The organism is Pseudomonas sp. OVF7 (genome assembly GCF_030644265.1).
GTDB classification, from domain to species: Bacteria; Pseudomonadota; Gammaproteobacteria; order Pseudomonadales; family Pseudomonadaceae; genus Aquipseudomonas; species Aquipseudomonas gorinensis.
In genome coordinates this window covers 5,132,533-5,158,643 of the sequence record NZ_CP128996.1, presented here as the reverse complement: position 1 = coordinate 5,158,643, position 26,111 = coordinate 5,132,533, and the positions used below count along the sequence as shown (strand labels likewise).

The 26,111-nt window shown below is 62.6% G+C and carries 24 protein-coding genes; 9 read left to right on the top strand and 15 right to left on the bottom strand.

Translation table 11 applies throughout. The annotated features are described in order from the left end of the window. Entirely contained in the window at window positions 1-2,661 is a 2,661-nt protein-coding gene (gene aceE / locus QU606_RS23260) for a pyruvate dehydrogenase (acetyl-transferring), homodimeric type (RefSeq protein ID WP_069076549.1), read from the bottom strand. A gap of 144 nt (window positions 2,662-2,805) precedes the next feature. Here aceE and QU606_RS23255 point away from each other — a divergent pair, with 144 nt between their 5' ends. Then, a complete protein-coding gene (locus QU606_RS23255) occupies window positions 2,806-3,282 on the top strand; it encodes a MarR family winged helix-turn-helix transcriptional regulator (RefSeq protein WP_024076265.1) in 477 nt (158 codons plus the stop codon). Window positions 3,283-3,338: 56 nt separating this feature from the next. On the opposite strand, the gene QU606_RS23250 is transcribed toward QU606_RS23255, so the two are convergent. Beyond that, the gene (locus QU606_RS23250) at window positions 3,339-4,343 is read right to left on the bottom strand and encodes a pyruvate dehydrogenase (protein ID WP_304997570.1); all 1,005 of its coding nucleotides are present in this window, start codon (window positions 4,341-4,343) and stop codon (window positions 3,339-3,341) included. A gap of 203 nt (window positions 4,344-4,546) precedes the next feature. Here QU606_RS23250 and QU606_RS23245 point away from each other — a divergent pair, with 203 nt between their 5' ends. Then, the gene (locus QU606_RS23245; protein ID WP_277379484.1) at window positions 4,547-4,669 is read left to right on the top strand and encodes a hypothetical protein; all 123 of its coding nucleotides are present in this window, start codon (window positions 4,547-4,549) and stop codon (window positions 4,667-4,669) included. A gap of 8 nt (window positions 4,670-4,677) precedes the next feature. Here QU606_RS23245 and QU606_RS23240 read toward each other — a convergent pair whose 3' ends face one another. Further along, window positions 4,678-5,712 carry an AraC family transcriptional regulator gene (locus QU606_RS23240; protein WP_024076263.1) on the bottom strand — a complete coding sequence of 345 codons (1,035 nt, stop codon included), beginning with the start codon at window positions 5,710-5,712 and terminating at the stop codon, window positions 4,678-4,680. 4 nt (window positions 5,713-5,716) lie between these two features. After that, the gene (locus tag QU606_RS23235; protein ID WP_069076546.1) at window positions 5,717-6,847 is read right to left on the bottom strand and encodes a carbon-nitrogen hydrolase family protein; all 1,131 of its coding nucleotides are present in this window, start codon (window positions 6,845-6,847) and stop codon (window positions 5,717-5,719) included. Window positions 6,848-7,059: 212 nt separating this feature from the next. Between QU606_RS23235 and QU606_RS23230 the strand changes: the two genes are divergently transcribed. Together QU606_RS23230 and QU606_RS23225 are read left to right on the top strand one after the other, a co-directional pair. Beyond that, window positions 7,060-9,099 carry an NADPH-dependent 2,4-dienoyl-CoA reductase gene (locus tag QU606_RS23230; RefSeq protein ID WP_069076545.1) on the top strand — a complete coding sequence of 680 codons (2,040 nt, stop codon included), beginning with the start codon at window positions 7,060-7,062 and terminating at the stop codon, window positions 9,097-9,099. A 58-nt stretch (window positions 9,100-9,157) separates the two neighbouring features. After that, a complete protein-coding gene (locus QU606_RS23225) occupies window positions 9,158-10,048 on the top strand; it encodes a 1-aminocyclopropane-1-carboxylate deaminase/D-cysteine desulfhydrase (RefSeq protein ID WP_069076544.1) in 891 nt (296 codons plus the stop codon). On the opposite strand, the gene QU606_RS23220 is transcribed toward QU606_RS23225, so the two are convergent. The 3 genes from QU606_RS23220 to QU606_RS23210 all read right to left on the bottom strand — a co-directional run bounded on the left by QU606_RS23220 (window position 10,045) and on the right by QU606_RS23210 (window position 12,671). Then, complete coding sequence (locus QU606_RS23220; RefSeq protein WP_069076543.1) at window positions 10,045-10,590, bottom strand: cytochrome b; 546 nt, start codon at window positions 10,588-10,590, stop codon at window positions 10,045-10,047. The genes QU606_RS23225 and QU606_RS23220 overlap by 4 nt on opposite strands. A gap of 114 nt (window positions 10,591-10,704) precedes the next feature. Further along, on the bottom strand, window positions 10,705-11,532 hold the full coding sequence (gene phnX, locus QU606_RS23215) for a phosphonoacetaldehyde hydrolase (protein WP_069076542.1): 828 nt from the start codon (window positions 11,530-11,532) through the stop codon (window positions 10,705-10,707). Between the two features lie 29 nt (window positions 11,533-11,561). After that, window positions 11,562-12,671: a 2-aminoethylphosphonate--pyruvate transaminase gene (locus QU606_RS23210; protein ID WP_304997569.1), complete on the bottom strand. Its 1,110-nt coding sequence runs from the start codon at window positions 12,669-12,671 to the stop codon at window positions 11,562-11,564. 125 nt (window positions 12,672-12,796) lie between these two features. Between QU606_RS23210 and QU606_RS23205 the strand changes: the two genes are divergently transcribed. Together QU606_RS23205 and QU606_RS23200 are read left to right on the top strand one after the other, a co-directional pair. Continuing rightward, window positions 12,797-13,705 (top strand): LysR substrate-binding domain-containing protein, encoded by a 909-nt coding sequence (locus QU606_RS23205; RefSeq protein WP_069076540.1) that lies wholly within the window; start codon window positions 12,797-12,799, stop codon window positions 13,703-13,705. 109 nt (window positions 13,706-13,814) lie between these two features. After that, window positions 13,815-14,522: a YebC/PmpR family DNA-binding transcriptional regulator gene (locus QU606_RS23200; RefSeq protein WP_069076539.1), complete on the top strand. Its 708-nt coding sequence runs from the start codon at window positions 13,815-13,817 to the stop codon at window positions 14,520-14,522. A 385-nt stretch (window positions 14,523-14,907) separates the two neighbouring features. On the opposite strand, the gene QU606_RS23195 is transcribed toward QU606_RS23200, so the two are convergent. From QU606_RS23195 to QU606_RS23180, 4 genes are all read right to left on the bottom strand, one after another. Continuing rightward, window positions 14,908-16,221 (bottom strand): protein kinase, encoded by a 1,314-nt coding sequence (locus QU606_RS23195; RefSeq protein WP_304997568.1) that lies wholly within the window; start codon window positions 16,219-16,221, stop codon window positions 14,908-14,910. Window positions 16,222-16,260: 39 nt separating this feature from the next. After that, on the bottom strand, window positions 16,261-17,355 hold the full coding sequence (gene zapE / locus QU606_RS23190) for a cell division protein ZapE (RefSeq protein WP_304997567.1): 1,095 nt from the start codon (window positions 17,353-17,355) through the stop codon (window positions 16,261-16,263). 202 nt (window positions 17,356-17,557) lie between these two features. Continuing rightward, on the bottom strand, window positions 17,558-18,295 hold the full coding sequence (locus QU606_RS23185; RefSeq protein WP_304997566.1) for an anti-sigma factor: 738 nt from the start codon (window positions 18,293-18,295) through the stop codon (window positions 17,558-17,560). After that, entirely contained in the window at window positions 18,292-18,798 is a 507-nt protein-coding gene (locus QU606_RS23180) for an RNA polymerase sigma factor (RefSeq protein ID WP_102624838.1), read from the bottom strand. The genes QU606_RS23185 and QU606_RS23180 overlap by 4 nt, the downstream gene beginning before the upstream one ends. 168 nt (window positions 18,799-18,966) lie before the next feature. On the opposite strand from QU606_RS23180, the gene QU606_RS23175 reads away from it, so the two are divergent. Further along, window positions 18,967-20,049, top strand: a complete 1,083-nt coding sequence (locus QU606_RS23175) for a catalase family peroxidase (protein WP_102624853.1) — start codon at window positions 18,967-18,969, stop codon at window positions 20,047-20,049. Continuing rightward, window positions 20,046-20,585, top strand: a complete 540-nt coding sequence (locus QU606_RS23170) for a cytochrome b (RefSeq protein ID WP_024076249.1) — start codon at window positions 20,046-20,048, stop codon at window positions 20,583-20,585. The genes QU606_RS23175 and QU606_RS23170 overlap by 4 nt, the downstream gene beginning before the upstream one ends. Before the next feature lie 35 nt (window positions 20,586-20,620). On the opposite strand, the gene QU606_RS23165 is transcribed toward QU606_RS23170, so the two are convergent. Continuing rightward, complete coding sequence (locus QU606_RS23165; protein WP_024076248.1) at window positions 20,621-21,772, bottom strand: M14-type cytosolic carboxypeptidase; 1,152 nt, start codon at window positions 21,770-21,772, stop codon at window positions 20,621-20,623. A 465-nt stretch (window positions 21,773-22,237) separates the two neighbouring features. Next, complete coding sequence (locus QU606_RS23160) at window positions 22,238-22,588, bottom strand: DUF3077 domain-containing protein (protein ID WP_024076247.1); 351 nt, start codon at window positions 22,586-22,588, stop codon at window positions 22,238-22,240. A gap of 131 nt (window positions 22,589-22,719) precedes the next feature. On the opposite strand from QU606_RS23160, the gene QU606_RS23155 reads away from it, so the two are divergent. Further along, on the top strand, window positions 22,720-23,355 hold the full coding sequence (locus tag QU606_RS23155; RefSeq protein ID WP_024076246.1) for a LexA family transcriptional regulator: 636 nt from the start codon (window positions 22,720-22,722) through the stop codon (window positions 23,353-23,355). Here the strand turns inward: QU606_RS23155 and QU606_RS23150 are convergent. Both QU606_RS23150 and QU606_RS23145 read right to left on the bottom strand, forming a co-directional pair. Beyond that, window positions 23,352-25,277: an acetyl/propionyl/methylcrotonyl-CoA carboxylase subunit alpha gene (locus tag QU606_RS23150; protein ID WP_304997565.1), complete on the bottom strand. Its 1,926-nt coding sequence runs from the start codon at window positions 25,275-25,277 to the stop codon at window positions 23,352-23,354. The genes QU606_RS23155 and QU606_RS23150 overlap by 4 nt on opposite strands. Then, on the bottom strand, window positions 25,274-26,080 hold the full coding sequence (locus tag QU606_RS23145) for a gamma-carboxygeranoyl-CoA hydratase (RefSeq protein ID WP_024076244.1): 807 nt from the start codon (window positions 26,078-26,080) through the stop codon (window positions 25,274-25,276). Before QU606_RS23145 ends, QU606_RS23150 begins: the two co-directional genes overlap by 4 nt. Between the last annotated feature and the right edge of the window lie 31 nt (window positions 26,081-26,111).

Here is a 26,111-nt window from a genome sequence, read left to right as displayed (position 1 = left end):
TCAGACCGCTACGGGATTGGTCTTGTCGACATTGATTCCGTAGCGCCTGATCGCCTCACTGACTTTGTCGCGTCCGATCAACCCGTCATCGGCCAGCGCCTTCAGTGCCGCCAGCACGATGAAATGCCGGTCCACCTCGAAGAACTCGCGCAAGGTTTCCCGTGTATCCGACTGCCCGAAGCCGTCCGTGCCCAGCGCAACAAAGCGCCGGTTTGCCACGAAGGGGCGGATCTGGTCGGCGAAGAGCTTCATGTAGTCAGTGGCCACCACCACCGGGCCCATCTGTCCGGCCAGGCATTGTTCGACGTAACTCAAGCGCGGTTCACGTTCCGGGTGCAGCAGGTTCCAGCGTTCCGCTTCATGCCCATCACGGCGCAACTCGGTCAGGCTGGGCGCACTCCATACGGTGCTGTGTACGGCGAAATCCTTGTCGAGCAATGCAGCAGCAGCGATCACTTCCCGCAGGATCGAACCACTGCCCATCAATTGCACCTGTGCTTGCTGATGAGTACTCAGGGGATACAAACCCTTGAGAATGCCTTCTTCCACGGCTTCGGGCATTGCCGGGTGTGGGTAGTTCTCGTTGAGCAGGGTGATGTAGTAGTAAATATCCTCCTGCTCGACATACATGCGCCGCATGCCCTCACGAATGATCACCGCCAGCTCGTAGGCAAAGGTCGGGTCATACGACACACAGCAGGGAATCACTGACGCCAGGATATGGCTATGCCCATCGTCATGCTGCAAGCCTTCGCCCATCAGGGTGGTGCGCCCGGCCGTGGCGCCCAGCAGGAAACCGCGCGCCCGTGCGTCGCCAGCCGCCCAGGCCAGGTCGCCGACGCGCTGGAAGCCGAACATCGAGTAGAAAATGTAGAAGGGTACGGTCATCAGGGCGTGGTTGCTGTAGGACGTACTCGCCGCGATCCAGGAGGAAATGGCGCCAGATTCATTCAGGCCTTCCTGCATGATCTGTCCGTCCTTACTCTCCTTGTAGTAGCTCAGTTGCCCAGCGTCCTGCGGGGTGTAGAGCTGGCCGACGGCGGAGTGGATACCTATCTGACGGAAGAGGCTTTCCATACCGAAGGTGCGTGATTCGTCCGGCACGATGGGTACGACCCGCTTGCCTAGGTGCGGATCCTTGAGCAGCGTGCCGAGGATCCGCACAAAGGCCATGGTGGTGGAGATGGCGCGCTCGCCGGTGTCTTTGAGCTGGGTGGCGAAGGCGCTCAGCTCCGGAATCTGCAGTGACTCGACGGCGGTGTGGCGCGCTGGCACATAGCCGCCCAACGCTAGGCGCCGTGCGGCGAAGTAGCGAGCTTCTTCGCTCTCGGCGGCTGGCTTGAGGTAAGGGATTTCGGCCAACTGCTCATCAGGCACTTCCAGGCCGAAGCGGTCGCGGAAGGCTTTGACGGCATCGGCGCCCATTTTTTTCAGTTGGTGGTTAATGTTCTGGCCTTCGCCAGCTTCGCCCATGCCAAAGCCCTTGACGGTTTTCGCCAGGATCACCGTGGGCTGGCCGGTATGACGCACAGCGGCAGCATAGGCGTTATAGACCTTGTCGGGGTCATGACCGCCTCGTGAGAGTTTCCAGATATCCTCGTCGGACAGGTCTGCAACCAGTGCCAGCAACTCTGGGTATTTGCCGAAGAAATGTTCGCGCACATAGGCGCCATCCTGGGATTTGTAGTTCTGATAATCGCCGTCCACGCACTCCATCATGCGTTGGCGCAGCAGCCCGCTCTGGTCTTTTTCCAGCAGCGCGTCCCAGCCACTGCCCCAGATCACCTTGATCACATTCCAGCCCGCCGCGCGGTAGAGGCTTTCGAATTCCTGGATCACCTTGGCATTGCCGCGTACCGGGCCGTCCAGGCGTTGCAGGTTGCAGTTGACCACGAAGATCAGGTTGTCGAGCTTTTCGCGCCCGGCCAGGGAAATGGCGGCCATTGATTCCGGCTGGTCCATTTCGCCATCACCGAGGAACGCCCAGACCTTGCGGCCCTGGTGCTGCTTGAGCGCGCGCAACTCCAGGTAGCGCATAAAGCGCGCCTGGTAGGCGGCGGTGATCGGCCCGAGCCCCATGGACACGGTGGGGAATTGCCAGAAGTCCGGCATCAACCGTGGGTGGGGGTAGGACGATAAGCCCTGGCCACCGGCCTCGCGCCGGAAGTTGTCCAACTGCGCTTCGCTGATGCGGCCTTCGAGGTAGGCACGCGCGTAGATGCCTGGGGAGGAGTGACCCTGGATGTACACCAGGTCGCCATCGAACGTGTCGGTGCGCCCACGGAAAAAGTGGTCGAAGCCGACGTCATACAGCACGGCGGCCGACGCATAGGTGGCGATATGCCCACCGACACCGGAATGTTTGCCGGCGCGCAGCACCATGGCCATGGCATTCCAGCGGATAAACGCATTGGTGCGGCGTTCGATGGCCAGGTTGCCGGGGTAGGGCAGCTGGCGGTCTACCGGGATCGTGTTGATGTAGGGCGTGGTCACCCGCCCGTAGAAGTCACCATGCCGCGCCACGTCGAAATCCAGCAACTGGTCGATCAGGTAATGGGCGCGCGGGCGGCCTTCGGTGGACAGCACCGACTCGATGGACTCCAGCCACTCGCGGGTTTCCTGTGGATCGGCGTCGCGTCTGACTGTGTTATTCGGGGTCATGTGAGGCTCCAGGGTAGGCGGATTTCAAGGGGTGGGCTCCTTGTGGGAGTGTTGCAATATGATTGCAATTGCAACTACATGAGCGAATCTAGCGCGGGATGAGCTACTATTGCAACCTTCTTGAAATCCACCGGATGGTGTTGCATGTCGTCGAAAGAGCCCGATGTATGGTTCCGTTTTGTCAGGGCCCACAGGACGGTTATCCGTGAAATCGAGCGCCGCCTGGCGGCCGCCGACTTGCCGCCTTACGCCTGGTACGACGCACTGTGGGGCCTGGAAAGCGGCCCCGAAGGCACCCGCCGCATGCACGAGTTGGCCGATGTGCTGGCCATCGAGCGCTATAACCTCACCCGCCTGGTAGACCGCCTGGAAAAGGACGGCCTGGTGGTGCGTTCACGCTCCGACGGCGATGGTCGCGCGGCATTTGCGTCGATCACCGATGCCGGCCGGGCATTGCGTAAAAAAATGTGGAAGATCTACGAAAGCACGGTGGACGAGTTGTTCCTGTCGCAGATCGAACCGGAGCAGCGCCAGGCGTTTGCCGAGGCGTTGGAGCGTACTGCCGGGATGGCGATGGCGGCAGGTGTTCAAACCCGTGGCCGACGCAAGTCGGAAGCTTGATGCCGATCCCATGTGGGAGGGGGCAAGTCCCCTCCCTCAATGGCGTGCATGCCTGTTCATTTCAGTGCATACCGGTTTATCGCCAGGTCCACCTGCCGGGCATCAATAAGCCCTTCTTCCGCCAAGGCGTTCAATGCCAATACCGCAATCCAGTAGCGACTGGGCGCGGTCGCCTGCACCGAACCGGCTCCCAGCGCCACGAACCGCGCATCCACATACGCCGCCAACTGATCGACAATTGCCTGCGGATAACCGGTGACGGCAATGACCGGCGCCGCATTTCCGGCCAGGCAATCGCGTAAATGGCAGCTGCGTTTGGGGGCTGTCGGATGCAGGCGATTCCAGCGTTCAGTGGTCGCCGCTTCACGGGCCAACCGCGTATAGCTGGGACAGCTCCACAGTTGGGCCGTGATCTTCCAATCCTCTTCCAACAATCGCGCCGCCTGGACGACTTCTTCCAGCGCCCGGCCTGCGCCGAGCAATCGCACATCCCATGAGGGACCGCCCTGGATCGGGTACATACCCTTGAGCGCATCCTCACGGTCCTGTGCGCTCAAGGGCACTGCGCTTGCGTGGTCATGCAGCGCCAGGTAGTAGAAGCCCGGTTGGCCTTCGACATACAGCGTGCGCAACCCTGCCAGCACAATCGCCTGGGCTTCCTCGCCCGAAGCCGGGTCGTAGGGCGTGCAGCGCGGATGGGTCGCCAGCCATATCGGCAGGGATGGTTGCGCGCCCTTGGGCCAGGGGGAGGCGTGGTTTTCGATGTCGTTGCACAAGATGCCGCGCTGCGTCGTCTCCTCCGTCAAGGCGCATAACTGCGCAGACGACACGGCGCTGTGCAGGTACAGCAGCGGTTTTTCCCCGGTATTGCGTGCGAACCAGCTGGGCCATCCATCTACGCGCCGGGAGTGGGACTGGCCGCGGATCACCCAGGCCTGTCGGCTGGATTCCAGGGTGTTGGCGATGCTCATCACGGTGTATAGCGGTGAGCGGCAGGCCGTTGTCGCACAACTCAAGGCGTCGAGACAGAGCTGCGCGGCGCGGGCGGTAGCGGTGGTCATAGGGAGGGCACCTGGCAACGAATGCCCTTACCTTAGTGGAAATCGGTATGTTATTGCAATTGCAATGATTGCAATTGTACTTAAAGCCTCCTGTGCTAAATCCGTATAACGCTGCTACGTTTAATCTTGGAGTGCAGGAACGTCATGACGTCGACATATTTTCGTCATCACGGCACTTTAGTCTGGCTGTGCAGGTCATTTGTTTGCAGCCGTTTTTAATTCAAAACAAGGAGCCCACCATGGACGATTACCAGGAAGAACTGCTGGAGTACCAGGCCTTTGAACTGGACCCTCTGGATCCGGCCGATGATGCCACCGAGCTGTAAGACCGACTTCAGGCGGAGTGCCGCTGACTGCGGCGAAATTCCCCTGGGGTCTGGTTGTTCCACCGCCTGAACGCCCGTTGAAAGGCTTGGGCCGAGGCAAAACCGAGCAAATAGGCGATCTCGCCGAACGCCAGTTCCGTATCGCGAATGTAAGTCATGGCCAGGTCGCGGCGGGTGTCGTTGAGGATTGCGCGAAACTGAGTGCCTTCTTCGGCCAGTTTGCGGCGTAGCGTCCAGGTGGGCAGCTTCAAGCGTGCCGCCACTTCTTCCAGGTCGGGTTCCCGGCCACCATTGAGCATCGGCCCGAGCAACCGGGTAATGCGCTCGCGCAGGCTGCGGGTGCGAGTCAACTGCTCCAATTCCCTTTCACACAATTGCAGCAAGAGTTGCCACGTGCTTGGACAGTGCTGTGGGTTGCGCAGGGCCAGGGTTTGTTGGCTGAGGCGCAGTTGATTGATGTCTGCGCCGAAGTGGACCAGGCCGTCACCCAGCATGCTGTACTGGTCGCTGTACTCGGGGGCGTCGAATTCAATCTCGATGCGCTGTGCCTGCACCGGTTGCTGGGCCAGGCTCGACAGTTGGTGCAGCCACCCGGCGATGATCGAGTCCACCACAAAGCGGTTGTAGGCGTTGTAGGGGCTGATGGAATAGAAGCGCAGCCAGGCGCCTTCGGCATCCTCATGAAAACTCGATTGCCCGCGATAGTTGGAACCGTACAGCGCTTCGAAGCGTGTGAGGGTGCGCGCCGCTTCACGCACGTTGGGCGCCTGGGCGGCCGTGACCCCGGCCAGGCCGGCTTGGCTCAAGCGACTGAGTTGGCCCATGCGCAGGCCCAGGGCCTGGTCGCCGGTGAGTTGGATGGCGGCATGGCCCAGGCGCATATAGCGCGGGATCGACAAGCGCGCGCCCGCTTCGGCGAGGCGTGCCGGGTCAAGGCCGTATTGCAGCAGCAGGGGGTGCGGGTCGAGGCCGTGGCTGTGGATTGCGTCGGCCAGGGTGTGCACGAAGCCCACCGACAGATCCCCCAGGCGCACCGGTTTCACGGCATTACAACCAGATATTCAGCAGGCGTGCGCCGCGGGCGTCGCCGTCGGCGATGATTTGCCCGTTGCTGCTGAGGAAACTGTGCCCGGCAGTGCCCAGGTCCCAGAACTGCCCACGCAGGAACACGCTCATGCCGGCGCTGGCCTGGCTGATGGCGGGCTGGCTGATGAGGGTGAGACGGCGCCAGGCCTCGCCCTCGCTGAGCTCTTCGGGCTTGAGGCTGATTTCCGGTGGGGTGGACACACTTTTGAAGCCACGCCATGGGCGGTCCCAGGTGTCGCGACCGATGACAAACGCCGGCACCGCGATCAGCTGTGCGCCTTGTTCGTTGAGCTTGCGATAGTTGTCCGGGTACCAGCTGTCACTGCCGATCAGGATACCCAGGCGTCCAGCCGGGGTGTCGACTACGCTGACGATGGTTTCATCGCCCGGCTCGATAAAACCGCGCTCATCGTAGATCGGGTAGAGCTGGCGTTGCGGCTGGCCCACGGGCAAACCGTCGGCGGCAAACACCAGGCTGGCGTTGTACAGCGCACCATGGCCGACCTGCAAGTGACCTTGGCGGACGCTGGGGTTGGGCAGGGCGATGGAGCCGGCCACCAGGGTCACGCCAAATTCCTTGGCCAGGCCGCCGAACAGTACCTGGTAATCGCGCGCCATCTCCGGGGCTTTCATGCGCAGGTAGGCATCGTCCATGCGGTTATCGCCGGTGGCGCTGATCCAGGCCCGCAGGAACTGCAACGGGTTGCTGATCGACAGCCAATTCATCGCATCTTTGACATGGGGCGCTTGGTACAGCTCGTTTTTCTCACCGCCGAGCATCAGCCAGGTGCCGATGTGTTCCGGCAGCACCACGATGGTCTTTTCATTGATCAGCCCCTGGTCGCGGGCTTTTTGCAGGTAGGCCGCCAGCTTCAGGTGCAGGCGTTCCAGGCTCTGGTAGTCAGCGGGGAACAGCTCGGGCTGGATGCCCAGCAGATTGCCGCGGTCGGCCGGCTGGCCTTCGTTGACGGCCAGGGTAATGCGCAGGTCGGACAGGTAATGCGCCACGGGGCGCTCCTGGGTCCAGACCAGATACGCGGCGATGGCGGCAACCAGGGCCATGGTGACGGTAAGAACGAGAAGTTTACGCATGGGGGAACAGACAACGGACCAAGTGCAGGGTTCGCACCTAGGGTAGGGCCCATGCCCCGGCTTGCCAAGGGGCACTGTGCATTTGGATCAATAACTTGTCAGTTTCAGTCATTGAGCCGTCATCCCTCGCCTCTTAGTCTGTGGGACATAAACCGATGACGGGCCCTACGAGCCTGCCACACCCCCGTGATGATCCGTTGTGGAGCTTGACCATGACCGCTGCTGCGTACCCGCACCTGCTGGCCCCGTTGGACCTGGGTTTTACCACCTTGCGCAACCGTACCCTGATGGGCTCGATGCACACCGGCCTGGAAGAGAAACCGGGCGGTTTCGAGCGCATGGCGGCCTATTTTGCCGAGCGCGCCCGTGGCGGCGTGGGCCTGATGGTCACCGGCGGCATTGGCCCGAACGACGAAGGCGGGGTGTATGCCGGCGCGGCCAAGCTGACCACCGAGCAGGAGGCGCAGAAGCACAGGATCGTCACGCAGGCCGTCCATGACGCGGGCGGCAAGATCTGCATGCAGATCCTCCACGCTGGCCGTTATGCCTACAGCCCCAAGCAGGTCGCGCCGAGTGCGATCCAGGCACCGATCAACCCGTTCAAGCCCAAGGAGCTGGACGAGGCGGGCATCGAAAAGCAGATCCAGGATTTCGTCACCTGCTCGCTGCTGGCTCAGTCCGCCGCGTACGACGGCGTGGAAATCATGGGCTCCGAAGGCTACTTCATTAACCAGTTCCTCGCCGCTCATACCAACCACCGTACCGACCGTTGGGGCGGCAGCTACGAAAACCGCATGCGCCTGGCGGTCGAGATTGTGCGCCGGGTGCGCGAAGCGGTGGGCCCGAACTTCATCATTATCTTCCGCCTGTCGATGCTCGACCTGGTCGAAGGCGGCAGCACCTGGGAAGAAATCGTGCAGTTGGCCAAGGCCATCGAGCAGGCCGGCGCCACGCTCATCAACACCGGGATTGGCTGGCACGAAGCGCGTATCCCGACCATCGCGACCAAGGTACCGCGTGGCGCCTTCAGTAAAGTCACCGCCAAGTTGCGTGGCGCGGTGCAGATTCCGCTGATCACCACCAACCGCATCAACACCCCGGAGATTGCCGAGCAGATCCTTGCCGAAGGCGATGCCGACATGGTGTCGATGGCACGACCGTTCCTCGCTGACCCGGAGTTCGTCAACAAGGCCGCTGCCGGTCGCGCCGATGAAATCAACACCTGCATCGGCTGCAACCAGGCCTGCCTGGACCACACCTTTGGCGGCAAGCTGACCACTTGCCTGGTCAACCCGCGGGCGTGCTACGAGACCGAGCTGAACTACCTGCCGGTAAAACAGATCAAGAAAGTCGCCGTGGTCGGCGCCGGCCCCGCAGGCCTGGCAGCGGCTACCGTGGCGGCTGAGCGCGGCCATCAAGTCACGTTGTTTGACTCCGCCAGCGAGATCGGCGGCCAGTTCAATATCGCCAAGCGCATACCGGGCAAGGAAGAGTTCTTCGAAACCCTGCGCTACTTCAAGCGCAAGCTGCAGACCACCCACGTCGAGGTGTGCCTCAACACCCGTGTGGATGTCGCGCAACTGGTGGCGGGCGGCTATGACGAGATTATCCTGGCCACCGGCATTGCGCCGCGTACCCCGGCGATCCCGGGTATCGACAATGCCAAGGTGCTGAGCTACCTGGACGTGATCCTTGAGCGTAAGCCGGTGGGCAAGCGCGTCGCGGTGATCGGTGCCGGTGGCATCGGCTTTGATGTGTCGGAATTCCTCGTGCACCAGGGCGTCTCCACCAGCCTGGACCGTGATGCGTTCTGGAAAGAGTGGGGCATCGACACCCAACTGCAAGCCCGTGGCGGCGTGGCCGGGATCAAGCCCGAGCGTCATGCACCGGCGCGCGATGTGTTCCTGCTGCAACGCAAGGCTTCCAAGGTCGGCGACGGCCTGGGCAAGACCACCGGCTGGATTCACCGCACCGGGTTGAAGAACAAGCAGGTGCAGATGCTCAACAGCGTCGAATACTTGAAGATCGACGATGAGGGCCTGCATATCCGCATCGGCGCCGAGGGCGAGCCGCAGCTGTTGGCGGTGGACAATATCGTCATCTGTGCCGGCCAGGATCCGTTGCGCGAATTGCAGGACGGCCTGGTCGCCGCGGGCCAGCACGTGCACTTGATCGGCGGTGCCGATGTGGCGGCCGAGCTGGACGCCAAGCGCGCCATCAACCAGGGCTCGCGCCTGGCGGCCGAGCTGTAAGGAACCGAGGCGGGGCGGTGTTAGACTACCGCCCCTTTTTCATGCAGATGTTCCCCCGATGGGTCCCTTCGATTGGCTTCCCTGTGCGCCGCTTGAACCCTTGCCGCTGGACTGGCTGAACGGGGTTGAACTGGCCGTGCTGCGCCTGGACCGCATCGACCCGCTGATCAGCGGCAACAAGTGGTTCAAGCTCACCGGGCACTTGGCCCAGGCGCAACAGGCCGGTGCGAACGGAATCATCAGCCTGGGCGGAGCGCACTCCAACCATTTGCACGCGCTGGCGGCGGCGGGCAAACGCTTCGGTTTCCCTACCGTCGGCCTGTTGCGCGGCCATCCTCAAGACACCCCCACCGTGATCGACCTGAAAGCCTTCGGCATGCAGTTGCATTGGCTGGGGTATGGCGGCTATCGCGCACGCCACCAACCTGGATTCTGGGCGCCATGGCGTGAGCAGTATCCGGACTTACATCCTGTGCCCGAAGGCGGCGGCACGCTCTGCGGGGCGTCGGGGTGTGGCGTGTTGGTCGAGCAGGCTCGCGCGCAGTTGGGCAACCTGGGGTGGGCGGATTACACGGCCTGGTGGCTGGCGGCGGGCACTGGCACCACCCTGGCGGGCCTGGTGCTGGCAGAGGCTGGTGCGCATCCGGTGTTTGGCGCAATGGCGGTGCCGGATGATCACGGTGTCGCGCAAAACGTGCAGGCCATCGTGCAGCAGGGATATGAGCTGCTGGACGCCAGCCGGGGCGGGTTTGCCAAGGTTGACCCACTCCTGCTCGACTTTATCGACGCCACCGAACAGGCCTGCGGTGTGCCGCTCGAGCCGCTGTACACCGGCAAGGCGTTGCTGGCGTTGAAGCAACAGGTCGAGGCCGGACGCTTCGGTCGCGGCACTCGCCTGATCTTCATCCATACGGGCGGCTTGCAGGGCCGTCGTGGGATTGGCGCCTAGCGCTTGGGCATCATGCGCAACACCGTGTTATCGCGCATGAAGTAATGGTGGTAAAGGCCGGCCACCGCGTGCAGCCCGATCAACCAATAACCGATCGAACCGCCCAGTTCGTGCCATTCCTTGATCTGCTTGGCCAGGTCCTTGTTTTCACCGATCAGCGGCGGTAACTCGACCCCGTAGAACATCACGGAATGCCCTTGGGCGCTGACGATCAGCCAACCGGCGATCGGCATGCCGATCATGAACACGTACAGCGCCAGATGCATCAGGGTCGCCAGCGAGGACTGCCATGGCGGGGGGGCCGGAACGATCTTCGGTGCAACGCCCAGGCTGCGTGCAAACAGGCGCAGCCACACCAGCACAAACACGGTCAGGCCGAACATGAAGTGCATTTCGACGATCAACGCCCGCCCGCCACTGCCTTTGGGAAAGATCCCGCGAAACTCAATGCAGGCGTAGACCACCGCCAGCAACACCACCATCAACCAGTGCAACGCAATCGACATGGTGCTGTAGCGTGTATCGGAATTTTTCCACGGCATCGCTTTCTTCCTCACTCATCAGGGCAAACCTCCGTTCTTTGGCGACGAAGTCCTTTTACTGTAAGCCTGTTTTGCCGGATTTGCCCGACGCGAATGCCGTTGTGTTGACCTTGATCAGTGCGCTTGCGGCATTTCACCGCGTGCCAGGCGCTGGTTGATGTCCGTGATCACCGCCGGCAGGTCGCTGATGGTGTCGATCAGGTAGTGCGGGCGCGAGGCTTGGAACAGCGTCTCGATGCGCGTGCGTTCGCTGGCCAGGGTGGCGCTGTCCAGTGCGCGAAATTGCGCGTAGGTCAGGCCCAGGGCGTTGCCGGAGCAGGTCAGGGCCACGGTCCACATCCCGGCGCGGCGGCCTTCGAGAATGCCCGGGACGGTGTCGTCGACCTTGACGCAGGCCGCCACATCGTCAATGCCCAGCGCGATCACGTTGGCCAGGGCCTGGGCCGGCCATGGACGGCCATTGGGGACTTCGTCGGTGGCAACCACGTGGTCGGCGCTATAGCCGTTGCGGGCCGCCAGGGCGACAACCTTGTCCATCACTGGCTTGGGGTAGCCCGAGCAGGAACCGATCTTGATCCCCTGTGCACGCAGCGCCGCGATGGTGTCGAGGGCGCCGGGGATCAGGGCCGAGTGTGCGGCGATTTTCTCGATCTGCAAGGGCATGAAGCGCTGGTAGATGGCGGTGACGTCGTCATCGCTGGGCGTGCGGCCGAACACCTTGCGGTAGCGCTCGGCGACCGCCGGTTGGTCGCAGAGGGTGCGGATATGGTCCCACTTGCCCATGCCCATCGGGCCACGGGCTTCTTCGATCGAGACGGGCACGTCGAACTCGGCGAAGGCTTCGACAAAGATCTGCGTGGGGGCGAACGAACCGAAGTCGACTACGGTGCCAGCCCAGTCGAGGATGACGGCCTGGAGGGTGTTGGGGGTTTGATAGTTCATGGGTCGAATCCTGTGGGTCATGGGGAGAATCAAATGTCCAACACTTCCATCTCTTGCAGCACCTGGGCGACCGCCGCCACCGCCGCCTGCATCTCGGCGATATCGACGTGGCCGATGCAGCCGACGCGGAAGGTCTCGACCTCGGTCAATTTGCCGGGATACAGAATGAAACCCTTGGCCTTGACCCGTTCATAGAACGCCTTGAACTGGTAGCGCGGGTCTTTTGGCGCGTGGAAGGTGACGATGATCGGCGCCTGGATCGCTGCCGGCAGGAAGCTGCGCAGGCCCAGTTCGGCCATGCCGTCGAGCAACGCCTGGCAGTTATTGGCGTAGCGCTGATGGCGCGCGGGCAGGCCGCCCTCTTCGTGGTAGTGCAGCAGCGCTTCGTGCAGGGCGGCGACCACGTGGGTGGGCGGGGTGAAGCGCCACTGGCCGGTCTTGGCCATGTAGCTGTGCTGCTCGAACAGGTCCATCGCCAGGGAGTGGCAGTTGCCTTGGGCGGCGGCCAGCGCCTGTTTTTCGGCGAAGACAAAGCCCATGCCGGGCACGCCCTCCAGGCATTTGCCCGAGGCGGCGATCAACGCCTCGAACGGCACTTGGCGGGCATCGATCGGCAGTGCGCCGAACGAGCTCATGGCGTCGACGATCAGGCGCTTGCCGTGGCGTTTGACCACCTCGGCGATCTGCGGCAGCGGATTCAGAATGCCGGTGCTGGTTTCGCAGTGGATCAAGGCGACGTGGGTGATGGTCGGGTCGGCGTGCAGCAGGCGGTCGACGTCGGCGGCGGTAGTGGGTTCGTCCTCGGCGGTCGCAAAGGTGCTGAACGTACGGCCGAGTACTTCACAGATCTTCGCCAGGCGTTTGCCATAGGCGCCGTTGATCAGCACCAGCACCTTGCCGTCGCGGGGCACCAGGGTGCCGATGGCGGCTTCGACGGCGAAGGTGCCGCTGCCCTGCAAGGGGATGCAATGGTGGCTTTCGGCACCGTTGAGGATCGCCAGCAGTTGCGCGCAGGTGCTGGCAGTGAGTTGGTTGAAACGGTCATCCCATGACCCCCAATCCACCATCATTGCCTGGCGAGTGCGGGCAGAGGTGGTCAAGGGGCCAGGTGTCAGCAGGATCGGCGCGGCAGTGCTCATCTCAAGTCCTTGCAAGCTGTTTGGGGGTGAAGCTACGGCGCCTAAATTGCAGTTTGGCTTGTTATCAATCAAATTGTTTGTTGTTATGCGAGCTATCAGTCAGGCCGATAGCCAGGTCAATCCCCATGAACCTGTTCCAATTGCGCGCATTCGATGCCGTGGCCCGCGAGGGTAGCTTTACCCGTGCGGCAGCGCGGCTGTTCATCAGCCAGCCGGCGGTCACCGGGCATATCAAGGCCCTGGAGGAGCACTACCAGATCCCGCTGTTGCGTCGCACGGCGCGGCGGGTCGAGTTGACCGAGGAGGGCGCGCGCCTGGCGGCGATCACGCGCGCGATCTTCGGCCTGGTCGACGAGGCGCAGACCCTGCTGGAGGCCAATCGACAATTGCTCTCCGGGCGCTTGGAAGTGGCGGCGGACGGCCCGCACCTGGTGATGCCGATGATTGCCAGCCTGCGTGCGCGTTACCCCGGCATCACCGTCAACCTGCGCTTGGGCAATGCCCAGGAAACCCTGGCGGCGTTGCTGGCCGAGCACGTGGATGTAGCGGTGCTGACTGAGGCGGAGCCGCGCAATGGCTTGCACCTGCACCCCTTGGGCGAGTCGCGGATTTGCGCGTTGGTACCGGCCAGCCACCCGTGGGCGACGCTGCCCAAGGGCATTGGCCTGGAGCAATTGAACGAGGTGATCATGGTGCTGCGCGAGCCCGGCTCCATCACCCGACGCACCTTCGACGACGCCTGCCTGGCGACCAATGTGCAACCCAGGGTGTTGCTGGAACTGGACAGCCGCGAGGCGGTGACCGAAGCCGTCGCGGCTGAATTGGGGGTTGGCGTGGTGTCGTCGATGGAGGTCAGCCAGGACCCGCGCGTGCAGGCGGTGCCGATCCGCGGCGAGGGGCTGCTGAACCGGCATATGCTCGGGTGCATGGAGCGGCGCCGGTCGTTGCGTTTGATTCAGGCGTTCTTCGAGCTGGCGCCGATGAGGGGCTTGGTGCCGGAGCAGGATGCGACGATCAAACCCTTGCGAACCTGAGGGGTATGGCCGGTTTTTGGTGGATCAGAGCGTTTTTGCCCTATAAACTCTGCCCCCAAAGCGCCGGCCAGTAGACGTTTCGGCGCGATGGACGAGAAGAGAGTGAGTCATGGGCGCACAGTGGAAAGTCAAACATAAAGAAGCGGCAGCCAATGCCAAGGGCAAGATCTTCGGCAAGCTGGTGAAAGAGATCACCATCGCCGCGCGCAATGGCGCCGACACGGCGACCAACGCCCACCTGCGTCTGGTGGTGGAGCAGGCCAAAAAGGCTTCGATGCCCAAGGAAACCCTGGACCGCGCCATCAAGAAAGGTGCCGGCCTGCTGGGTGAAACCGTGCAGTACCACCGGGTGACCTACGAAGGGTTCGCCCCGCACCAGGTGCCGTTGATCGTCGAGTGCGTCACCGACAACATCAACCGCACCGTGGCGGAAATCCGCGTGGCCTTCCGTAAGGGCCAACTGGGGGCTTCCGGCTCCGTGGCCTGGGACTTCAACCACGTTGGCCTGATCGAAGCGTCGCCGGACAGCCCGGACGCTGATCCGGAAATGGCCGCGATTGAAGCCGGCGCCCAGGACTTCGAAGAAGGTGAAGAAGAAGGCACCACCCTGTTCATTACCGAGACCACCGACCTGGACGCCGTGCAAAAAGCCTTGCCGGAGCAGGGCTTCACCGTACTGTCGGCCAAGCTGGGCTACATCTCGAAAAACCCGGTGAGCGGCTTGACCGACGCGCAGATGGCGGAAGTCGAAGCCTTCCTCGAAGGTCTGGACAACCATGACGACGTGCAGGATATGTTCGTCGGCTTGGCAGGCTGATTGAGAGCTGAATAAGCTCGGCTTGAATGTGGGAGGGGGCTTGCCCCCGATGGCGGTGGGTCAGCCAACACACCTGCCAACCGTGCCACCGCCTTCGAAGCCTCGCTAAAGCTCGACATCTCCCACAGGGGATTAGCGGTATCCACGAGATCCACAGCCGGGCTGCTCTCTACCTGCCACCCGCGATCAAATGTGGGAGGGGGCTTGCCCCCGATGGCGGTGGGTCAGCCAACACACCTGCCAACAATGCCACCGCCTTCGAAGCCTCGCTAAAGCTCGACATCTCCCACAGGGGATTGGCGGTATCCACGAGATCCACAGCCGGGCTGCTTTCTACTTGCCACCAGCAACCCAGTGTGGGAGGGGGCTTGCTCCCACATTGGGTTCAGGGGTGTGGGATAGATTGCAGCAGCGCTTCGACTTCCTCGAAACTCGGCCGTGCCAACACCTCCGGCTGGCAGCAACGCGCCTGCAAGCCTTCTAGCACCTGACGCGTGTCGTCGCTCAAGCCCGTGTCGATCCGCTCCAGCAACTCCCCGAGCAACACCCCGAACGCCCGCACTTCAATGCGCTGCAACGCCCTGGTCTCCAGGGTATCTGCCGTGGCATGGAATGACGCGGCGCCAAAATCCCCCAGCAGGCAATCACCCGCCGCATTCCACAGGATATTGTGGCCGTACAGGTCACCATGGGTGATGCCGTGCCGGTGCAGGTGTGCGGCCACCGAGGCGATGCCCCGCGCCATGCGCAATGCCACGGCGAGGCTGAAGCGGGTGGCAGGGTCGTAGATGTCGCGGGTGCAGGACGCGAGGCTGGGCAGGGCGGCGAGGTTACGGTAGCTCGGTTCGATCAGGTCCATCACCAGCGCGGCCTGGCCGTCGGGGTGGCCCACCACACGGCCTTCGACCTTGATCAGGTTGGGGTGCTGCCCGGCCGCGATGCAGGCCTGCATTTCATGCAATGGCGAGCCGTCGCTGGTGATGGCGCCTTTATAGAGTTTGACCGCGACGGGCTTGGCCTCAGGTTGCCACGTGGCCTTGCGAATCACTCCGGAGGCGCCTTCGCCGAGCACGTCGGCGAGCGCCAGTTGCGCCCAGGGAATATCCGGTGTCGCGTCGTCGGCGGCCACGTCAACCGCCATTTCCACCGGGTTGCCAGCGTAGGCCAGCCAGGTCAGGCTCGGCAGTGTCAGCAGCCATTCGGGCAAGCGGGTCAGACGGTTGGAGGCGATGCGGATCAGCTCAAGGTTCTGGCAGTTGGCCAGGCTCGGCGGCAAATGCGCGAGTTGGTTGCCGGCCAGCATCAGTTTTTGCAGCAACGGCCGCTGGCCCAGTTCGTCGGGCAGTTGGCTGATGCGGTTATCGGTGAGGATCAGCCAGCGCAACTGCGGCGGCAGCGCGGCCGCCGGTACGTGGCGGATCTGGTTGGCCTTGAAGCCGATCATGCTCAGTTTGGCGCACTGGCCCAGGCATTCGGGCAGTTCCGTAAAGGCGTTGTCCGAGCAGAACAGTACGCGCAGGTGCGGCAGGCGATGCAGGTCATCCGGCAGGCTGCTCAGGGCGTTGCCGCTGAGGTTGAGGATTTCCAGGGAGTCGGCCAGTTCGAAGATTTCCCGGGGGAATTCAGTCAGCCCGCAGGACAGGTCCAGGCGCGTGATACCGGCCAGTTGGCCGGCCTTGAGTTGGGCGAGGGTATTCATGAACGGCGCGGTCACTCGGCAAGAGGGCGTAAAAGGCGCTCATGATACCGGGTCGGGCGCGCGTTGCGGGCTGACCGTTTGCAATTGGTTCAGGCGGCTGGCCGTGCGGGCCAGGTCGATGGCCTGGCCTTCCAGGGATTTGGCCAGGGGCTGTTCGCCGATCAGGGTCAACTGCTTATCGCGGTCGTAGAGTACGTCTACCAGGTTGATAAAGCGCTGTTGCACGGCGATCGGGCAATCCGCCAGGTATGGCAGCCCATCGATGATCCAGTGGTCGAAGTCGTCGCACAGCAGCAGGTAGTCCATTACCGCAGTGAGTTGTTCACACAGGTCGCTGAAGGTGAAAGCGATGCGGTGTGCTTCGCGCTGGCGGCAGGTCAACTGGCGGGCGCCGACGCTGAGGGGCTGCGGCGGGCAATCGGCGGTGGGCAAGCCAAGGGCCTCACGTTGTGCCGGCGTGCCCGGCCACACGTATTGCCCCTGGGTGAAGCGCTGTTCGGCATGGGCCTGGGGCAGGCTGCGGAAGTCGCGGGGCGAACTGACTTCCAACACCTCCATACGCGCCGCGATCAAGTCGATCACCGGCTTGAAACGCTGGTGGTACAGGGGGTTGGGCAACAGGCCCGCGGGCGGGTAGTTGGAGGTGACCAGCACCAGGACACCGCGCTTGAACAAGGCTTTGAACAGCCGGCTGATCAGCATGGCATCGCCAATATCGTGGACGTGGAACTCGTCGAAGCACAGTACGCGGCAGCCCTCGAGCAGCTCATCCAGGGTCGTGGCCAGTGCGTCTGGCTGCTGACGATGGGCGAACATGCCCCGGTGCAGGCGGGCGAAAAAGTCATGGAAATGCACGCGTTGTTTTTCGGCCATTGGCAACGCCTGGAAAAACCCATCGAGCAGCCAGCTTTTGCCGCGCCCCACCGGGCCGTGCAGGTACAGGCTGCGGGTCGGTTGGCCGGCCAGCAGGTGCGCGGTTTCGCGGGCCATGGCGGCGATCGCCTGGGCCTGGCCGGCGCTGAGGGTGTAGCCCTGTTGCTCGGCCTTGTGCTGAAAGAACATCGGGATGGAGGCGTCGACGCGGGTGCCGGGGTTTTTACCGAGCAGGCGTCGGATCAGGGGAAACACGGCCAATGCAAGTCACTCTGTGGTGCGGTGGTCGCTTACTTTAGAGCCCCGACCATGTTTTGACCAATCGAGAAGGGCGCCGCCAGCCATCTCGAAAAGGCATGGCCTGTAGACACCCGCCCAAGCGCTCAGCAGGCGGCGTGGGTTTGGGAGGGCCGGGTGCACCTGCAACGCCGAGACCTGGACCGATACCGTGGTGCTGGAGTTTCTAGAACTTCAACAGCGGCGCGGTGGGCTGATCCACCGGGCTGACCATCGCATAGTTGTAGCCGGCGCCGGACCAGTATTCGGCGTGTAAGCCGTCAGCGCTGCGGTTGCCACGGGGCAGAAAGCCGTTGTCCGGGCCCGGTGGGCGGATGTAGAAGCTGATGTGTCGACCTTGCGCGTCTTCGTACAACACCATCGCCGCTGCGCCTTGCTCGGTGGTGAGCAAGCGTGCGCTGACCGGCTTGAAACCTGCCTGGCTCAAGTCCGGCAGGCGGTGGGCCTGGTTGAAGTAACGATCAAGCCAGGTTTGCATCGTGCTGCTGTCCGAAGAGCGGTAGTCGGCCGGCATGATGCCGTCCTGGGCAAACAGGCGGTAGGCCTGCATGGCGTCGGCCATGGGCAGCAGCGGCGGTTGCGTGGCTTCACGGGCGTGCCAGCCGCCAATGCCTCCGAGGCTGACGGCAATCAGCAGCACCGCCGCTGTCGCGAAATGGCGGCGGGACTGATGCTTGATGCGCTGGCGAATCAGCATCGGGTCCAGCCCAGGGTTGGCCGGCTGGTGCAGGACGCCACTCAGTGCCGCGCGCAGCAATTGCGCATCCTGCTGCCAGGCGTGGACTTGGGCCGCGACCTCGGGGTGGGCCGCCAAGTAGGTTTCAAGCACACGCCGATCACTCTCCAGGAGCTGGTGATCGACGTAGGCATGCAAATCGCGTTCGCTGGGGGGCAGGCTGATCATTTGAGTATCCGCAGGGAAGGGCTGGCGATTTCGCCATCGCTGAGTTGGCGCAGGGCCTGGCGCGCCCGCGACAGGCGCGACATCACCGTGCCGATGGGCACGTCGAGGATTTCTGCGACTTCCTTGTAGCTCAAACCTTCGACCGACACCCACAGCAGCAGCGCACGTTGCTCGGTGTTGAGTTGATCGAAGGCTTGCAAGGTGGCTTGGGCCATCACCGTGCGCTCGACCGAGGGCTCGGCATCATCGCGCCCGGTGAAAAAATCGAGCATGCGTGCATAGCGGCGGCTGCGTCGATGGGCGTCGAGGAACTGCCGGTAGAGGATCGAGAACAGCCAGGCGCGCAGGTCGCCTTCCAGACGTTTGTCGTCCCAGCGGATGATCGCCCGTTCCAGGGTCGACTGCACCAAGTCGTCGGCGCTGCTGGCGTGACGGGTCAGGGACACGGCAAAGCGCCGCAGCCTGGGGATGAGTTCACGTAACTGTTCGTCGAGTGCGTGCATGGGATGCTGGCTGGTCGCTACGTTGGGACTAGAGAGACGTCCGGCGCTGAAGGTTATTCCCCTTTCTCGAAAATAAATCAAAGGCCAGGGAATAGAGCGGATCGGCATTCGTCTCAATGCACCGACCCTATGTTCACCGCCAAAGGCCCTTGGCCCTGGAGTTTCCTGATGGTAGATCACTCACCACCACCCCGTCTTGCGCTGAGTACTGCGAGCCTGATTGCTCGACTTGTCGGCATCGGTGCGGTTGTTGCGGTTGTTGCGGGGGCGTTTGCCTACGTCAACGGCACCCTCGACCCACAACGCCTGCGGCCCACGACGCTGGTCAATGCCCTGGAAACCAATAACGGTGTGCATCCGGGGTTCCGCCGCAACCACGCCAAGGGTGTGTGCGTCGCGGGTTATTTCGAGAGCAGCGCCGAGGCGCGCGCGTATTCCAGCGCCCAAGTCTTCAGCGCAGCCAAAACCCCCATCATCGGCCGATTTGCCTTGCCCAGCGGCAACCCCTATGCACCGGACAGCAGCGTGCCGATCCGCAGTTTTGCCGTGCAATTTACCCAAGCCAACGGCCAGCAGTGGCGCACCGGGATGAACAGCATGCCGGTGTTCCCGGTGGGCACGCCTGAGGCGTTCTACCAGCTGCTCAAGGCCGGCGCGCCCGACCCGGCCACCGGCAAGCCGAACCCGGCGAGTATGCCGGCGTTTTTTGCTTCTCACCCTGAGACCGCGCCGTTCCTGGCGTGGGTCAAGACCGCCAGGCCATCGGCCAGCTATGCCACTGAAACCTACAACGGCATCAATGCGTTTTACCTGGTGAACGCCGACGGCAAACGCCAGGCCGTGCGTTGGGGCGTCGTACCGCAGAGCCAGGATGCACCCGGCGATAGCGCACCGGCAGGCAATGACTTTCTGGAGAAAGACCTGGTGCAACGCCTGGCGGCAGGACCGCTGCGTTGGCAATTGAACATGACCCTGGCCAACCCCGGTGACCCGCTGGACGATGCGAGCAAGACCTGGGCCGGTGAGCACAAGGTCATCAACGTCGGCAGCCTGGTGCTGGACAGTAGCCAGCCACAGGTCGATGGGGATTGCCGTGACATCAACTTCGACCCGCTGATTTTGCCGAGCGGCATCGAGGCGTCCAATGATCCGCTGCTGGCGGCCCGTTCGGCTGCGTATGCCAGTTCTTACCTGCGTCGCGCTGGCGAAGTCAGCCCCTTGCACAATGCCCCTCAGGAGTCGAAGCCATGAATGCCCAACCACGGTTTTTCACGCCCCTGGCGCGCCTGCTGCATTGGTTGATGGCGCTGATGATCATCGCGATGCTGTTTATCGGTGCGGGGTTGGCCGCGTCGGTGTCCGAGCGGCATGAATGGTTGATTCACCTGCACAAGCCGTTGGGGATTGCGATTCTGGCGCTGGTGATCGTGCGGCTGGTGGTGCGCTTTTCCACGCGCCAACCACCGCTGCCCAGCGATTTGCCGTTGTGGCAAACACTGGCGGCCAAGGCGTCTCACCTGGTGCTGTATGCCTTGATGCTGGTGCTGCCGCTGCTGGGTTGGGCGATGATTTCAGCGGCGGGCGACCCGGTGATGCTGAGCAGTTCGATACAGCTGCCGGCGCTGGTAGGCGCGAATGCACCGTTGTTCGCGGTGTTACGCAAGGCCCATGGGTATCTGGCCTACCTGCTGTTCCTGACGGTGCTTTTGCACCTGGCGGCGGCGTTATTCCACGGGCTGATTCGGCGCGATGGCGTGTTGCAAAGCATGACCGGTACCAAAGACTGAGGCTGCCATTGAACCCTTGCCGGACCAGGCAAGGGTTAGCGCAGGACGGTCACGATATCGGCGATCGTGCTCAACACATCCTTACCCAATTGCATCGAGCGTTTGCCCGACCAGCCGGTGTGTGGGTTGGGCGCATCGTCGTTGTCCTTGAACGGCATTTCCAGGGTCAGCGAAAGGCAATCGTATTTCTCGCCGACGGCATTGCAGGCCAAGGTCATGTTGGCTTCGCCCGGCAGGTCGCGGGTGTAGCCGTGGGTGGTCTGGAAGTCACGGGTCAGCGCGCTCAGGTGGCTGCGGAAGTGTTTTTCCAGGGCTTCGATGCGCGGGGTGTATCCCGGGTTGCCTTCGCAACCGGCGGTGAACACGTAGGGGATTTCCTCGTCGCCATGGATGTCGAGGAACAGGTCGACGCCATGCTTTTCCATCTGTTGCTGCACGAACAGCACTTCCGGGCTGGTTTCCTGGTTGGCGCTCTGCCACGCGCGGTTGAGGTCCTGGCCCATGGCGTTGGTGCGCAAGTGGCCATGGAAGGCACCGTCAGGGTTCATGTTGGGGATCAGGTACAGGTCGGCAACGGCCAGGAGCTTCCTCAGCTCGGCATCGCCATCCTGTTGCAGGCGTTCGATGATGCCTTCCATGAACCATTCGGCCATGTGTTCGCCGGGGTGTTGCTGGGCGATGATCCAGACCTTGCGCCGGTTGCTGCCGCCTTTGCCACGACGTAGCAACTGGATATCACGGCCTTCGACACTTTTACCGGTGGCCAGCAATTTAGCGCCTGCGCGGGTCACGGCCTGCTCGATCAGCCAGTCGTGGCGTTCGCGGCTGTAGGGTTCGAAGTAGGCGAACCAGGCGTGTTTCTCACGGGTTTCGAGGCTGATGTGCAAGGTCTCGCCATCAAAGCGCGTGGGCACGCGGAACCAGTTGATATGGTCGTAGGAGGCGACAGCGTTGTAGCCGCTCCACGCATGCTTATAGGAAGAATGGCTGGCGTTGCTCAGGCGGAAAGTGTGGGTATGGCCCACGTGCATGCCTTCGGCCTTGAAGTGGAACCACTGGAAATGTGCGCTGCGGGTATCGGGTTCGATGGCGAGCAGCAACTGATAGGCATCGCTGGCATCCAGAACCTGGATATTGCCACTGTCGAAGTCGGTGCTGATCTTGATAGAGGTCAAGGCCACGGTCATAGTCGGGTTGCCTGGGTATGAATGTTGTGGCGGTTATATTACACAGGCACCGGGCAAAATCTTGACGCAAAATTGTTGCGGAGGAGGGGGGCGTCGTCCTTGACGCTGGGGCAGCTTAGAATCTATGAGATTGATTCTCAAGCGCTATTTCTCAAAGATCTGGGCTAGAGCCTTCGATCGGCTTTCTTTGGACGATGGTCTTTTGCTACCATGCGCGCCATTCAGCAACACACAGTCTTCATTAGCCTGAAGCCATGCCAGGGAAACTGGCAAAAAAAAAGACCCGGCCAAAGAGCCGGGTCAAAAACCGTGATTAGCCTGATGAGGAGATATTCCAAGAGTCCGACCTAAGGTCCCTTGGTCTATCGACTGATCTCGCGATCAGCTGAGCCCAATAATAATCATTATCATTTGCAAGTCAAATGTTTTTATCCGTGAGATAGAAATATTTTTCCTGCGCGCCCGTCACACGCTTGCCTGAGCCTTCGGCGCCTGCAGCGACTGCTCCACCATCGCCTTCGCCATATCGATCAAATACACCACTGAGAATGCCAGGTCGCGTTGATTGCCTTGATGGCTGTTCGCTGATTCGTAGGCGGTGGCGGCAGCACTGCGCAGCAGGTCCGAGGCGTGCACCAGGGCTTCTTCGTGGCTGATGTCGGGTTTGACGCGAAAGAAGGTGTCATCCGAGGGCGATGGCGACATATCTTCTTTCAAGTAATAGTCCAGGGCTCGCTGGGCGGCGCTGCTGCCGCGCATGTCGAGCAATTCGCTGGTTTCGGGTGTTTCAGGCAGGCGGTGCGGGCTTGTCGTCATAAGGGGCGGTACTCTGGGTGGGTGTCGAAAACCTTATGTTCGATGATAGTACGTATCGTATTTATGTCGTTTTATGGATTACTACAAACTGTTTATTGCCCTGAAAAATACGCATCGTATTGTCACGCACCATGGATAACTGGATAGCGTTGGTCAAAGCCAACATGAAAGACCGCAAGGTCACGCAGGATCAACTGGCCGAACGCCTGGGCATGTCCCAGGGCGGGGTGGGCCATTGGCTCAACAAACGCCGTGTGCCAAGCCTGGCCGACATGAACCGGGTTCTCGCGGAACTGGGGCTGGGCTACCTGGAAGTCGCCTTGCAGATTCGCGAAAAGACCGCCGAGGCACTGCCCGCGCAACCTCCCTACAACCCGTATTTTCGATACCCGGTCAACGATTGGACGGGCATGTGCGAAATTCGCGAAGAGCACGGCGCGTACGCCACCACCCGCTTCGAACTGACGGACTACCACGCCCGCGGGGACGCCTTCTGGCTCCCGGTGAGGGGAGACGCCATGACCGCCCCCAGCGGCCTGAGCATCGGTGCGGGCATGCTGATCCTGGTGGACCCGGCTATCGATGCCCAACCTGGCAAGCTGGTGGTCGCCCAATGGGCTGACAGCCCCCAGGCGACTTTTCGCCAACTCATGGAAGAAAGCGGCCAGCTTTACCTGGTGCCGCTCAACCCCACCTATCCGAAGCAGCGGTTCACCGAGGATTGCCGCATCCTCGGCGTGGTGGTGCAGGCCACGGCGAAGTTCTAGTCGGCTGTTTCGAGCTCCACCAGCGCGCAGCCTTCGGCAACCATTTCGCCTTCCTCGCAGAACAACGCCTTGATCACCCCGGCCTGGGGCGCACGGATGCTGTGTTCCATCTTCATGGCTTCCAGCACCACCAGTTGCGTGCCGGCCTCCACGGCTTGGCCGACTTCCACCAGCACCCGCACGATGCTGCCGTTCATGGGCGCGGTCAGGCCGCCTTGATGGAACTGGCCGGCCTCGACCGCTGCAATCGGGTCGAACAGGCTGACCGCGTGCAACTCGCCATCCCAGCGCAGGTACAGGGTGCTTTCGCTGCGCACCGCCAGATGAGCGCGGCGTACGCCCTGGTGCTCGATCAGCAGTTGTTCGCCGCGCAACAGCGGGGGCTGGGTGGGTAATGTCACCAACCGATCCTGCCCATTGCAGCTCACGTGCAGCGAGACTTCGGCGGGCAGGCCGGCACGAAAACCGCGCGTGTCCGCCCAAGGCCCGTCACCGGCCGGCAAGCTCTGTATGAACGCCGCGGCCGCGGCCTGCCAGAACTCATCGCTCAAGGCGCCAGGTACCGGCAGCAGCTCATCCTGATAGCGCGGGATAAACCCGGTATCCAGTTCCGCCGCGGCAAACGCGGGGTGGGCGATGATTCGACGCAGGAAGCTCAGGTTGGTCCGCAGCCCGCCCACCGCAAATTCATCCAGCATGCTCAACAGCCGCAATCGCGCCTGTTCACGGTCTTCGCCCCAGGCAATCAGCTTGCCGAGCATCGGGTCGTAGAAGGGCGACACGCTGTCGCCCTGCTCGACGCCGCTGTCCACGCGTCGCCCCGGGCCGGGGGCCGATTCGCGGTACAGCGCCAGGTGCCCGGTGGCCGGCAGGAAATCGTTGGAGGGGTCTTCGGCGTACAGCCGTACTTCGATGGCATGGCCGATCAGCGGCACTTGTGCCTGGGTGATCGGCAGCGCTTCACCCTGGGCCACGCGAATCTGCCAGGCCACCAGATCGAGGCCGGTAATCGCTTCAGTCACCGGGTGTTCCACTTGCAGGCGCGTGTTCATTTCCATAAAGAAAAACTCGCCACGGGCATCCAGCAGAAATTCCACCGTGCCCGCGCCCACATAGCCAATGGCCTGGGCTGCGCGTACCGCCGCTTCGCCCATGGCCTTGCGCTGTTCAGTACTCAAGCCAGGCGCCGGGGCTTCCTCGACGACTTTTTGGTGCCGACGCTGGATCGAGCAATCGCGCTCATTGAGGTACAGGCAATGCCCCTGCTGGTCGGCAAACACCTGGATCTCCACATGGCGCGGCTTGAGCAGGTATTTTTCCACCAGCATCTGCCCATTGCCGAACGACGACAGCGCCTCGCGCTGGGCAGAGGCCAATGCCTCGGCCAACTGACTGACATCCTCGACCACTTTCATTCCCTTGCCGCCGCCGCCGGCGGTGGCCTTGAGCAGCACCGGGTAGCCGATACGCGCGCAGGCGTCGCGGAACGTCTCCAGGTCCTGGGCTTCGCCGTGGTAACCCGGCACCAGCGGCACGCCGGCGGTCTCCATCAACGCCTTGGCGGCCGACTTGCTGCCCATGGCGTCGATCGCCGAGGCGGGCGGGCCGAGGAAGATCAAGCCAGCGGCCTCGACCGCGCGGGCAAACCCGGCGTTTTCCGACAGGAAGCCGTAGCCCGGATGAATCGCCTGGGCGCCGCTGGACTGGGCCGCGGCGATCAATTTGTCGATCTGCAGGTAGCTGTCCGTGGCTTTGCTGCCCCCCAGGTCGACGCGGATATCCGCCTCGCGACTATGGCGCGCGTCGCGGTCCGTGGCGCTGTGTACAGCGACGGTGGTCAAGCCCATGGCCTTGGCGGTGCGCATCACCCGGCAGGCGATTTCACCACGGTTGGCCACCAGTACGGTGGTCAGTGTGCTCATGAACGGGGCTCCTGGGATTGCCAGCTGGGCGTACGTTTTTGCAGGAACGCGCGCAAGCCTTCCTGGCCTTCGGCGCTGACGCGAATGCGGGCGATGGCATTTTCGCAATAACGGCGCAGGGCCGGGGTGAGGGCGCCGTTACCGACCTCGCGCAATAAGTCTTTGCTGGCGCGCATCGCCGCCGGGCTGTTTTGCAGCAGGTTGGCAACCCATTGCGCGACCTGTTGTTCCAGCGTATCGGTCGGATAGCTTTCCGCCAGCAGCCCAATATCCCGCGCCCGTTGGCCGCCAAACCGTTCGGCCGTCAGCGCATAACGCCGGGCTGCGCGCTCGCCGATCGCCTGTACCACAAACGGGCTGATCACCGCTGGCGCCAAGCCAATACGCACTTCTGACAGGCAGAACTGTGCGTCATCGGCACCAATCGCCATGTCGCAGCAACTGATCAGGCCCAATGCGCCACCGTAGGCCGCGCCTTGCACCACTGCCAGGGTGGGGATCTTCAGCTTCGCCAGGTTGTACATCAGCTCGGCCAGTTCGCGGGCGTCGTCCAGGTTGGTGTGGTAGTCCAGCTCGGCCGATTGCTGCATCCAGGCCAGGTCGGCCCCGGCGCTGAAGTGCTTACCGCGCCCGCGCAGGACCAGGAAGCGCAGGGACGGATCACCTTGCACCTGGTCGAGGGCGATGATCAGTTCGCGGATCATCTCGGCGTTGAATGCGTTGTTCTTGGCTTCACGACTGAGCCACAGCGTGGCAAAGCCACGGCTGTCGGTGATCAGTTCGAGGGTGTTGAAATCGCTCATGCAAGGAGCTCCATGATGATGAGAGGTCTCC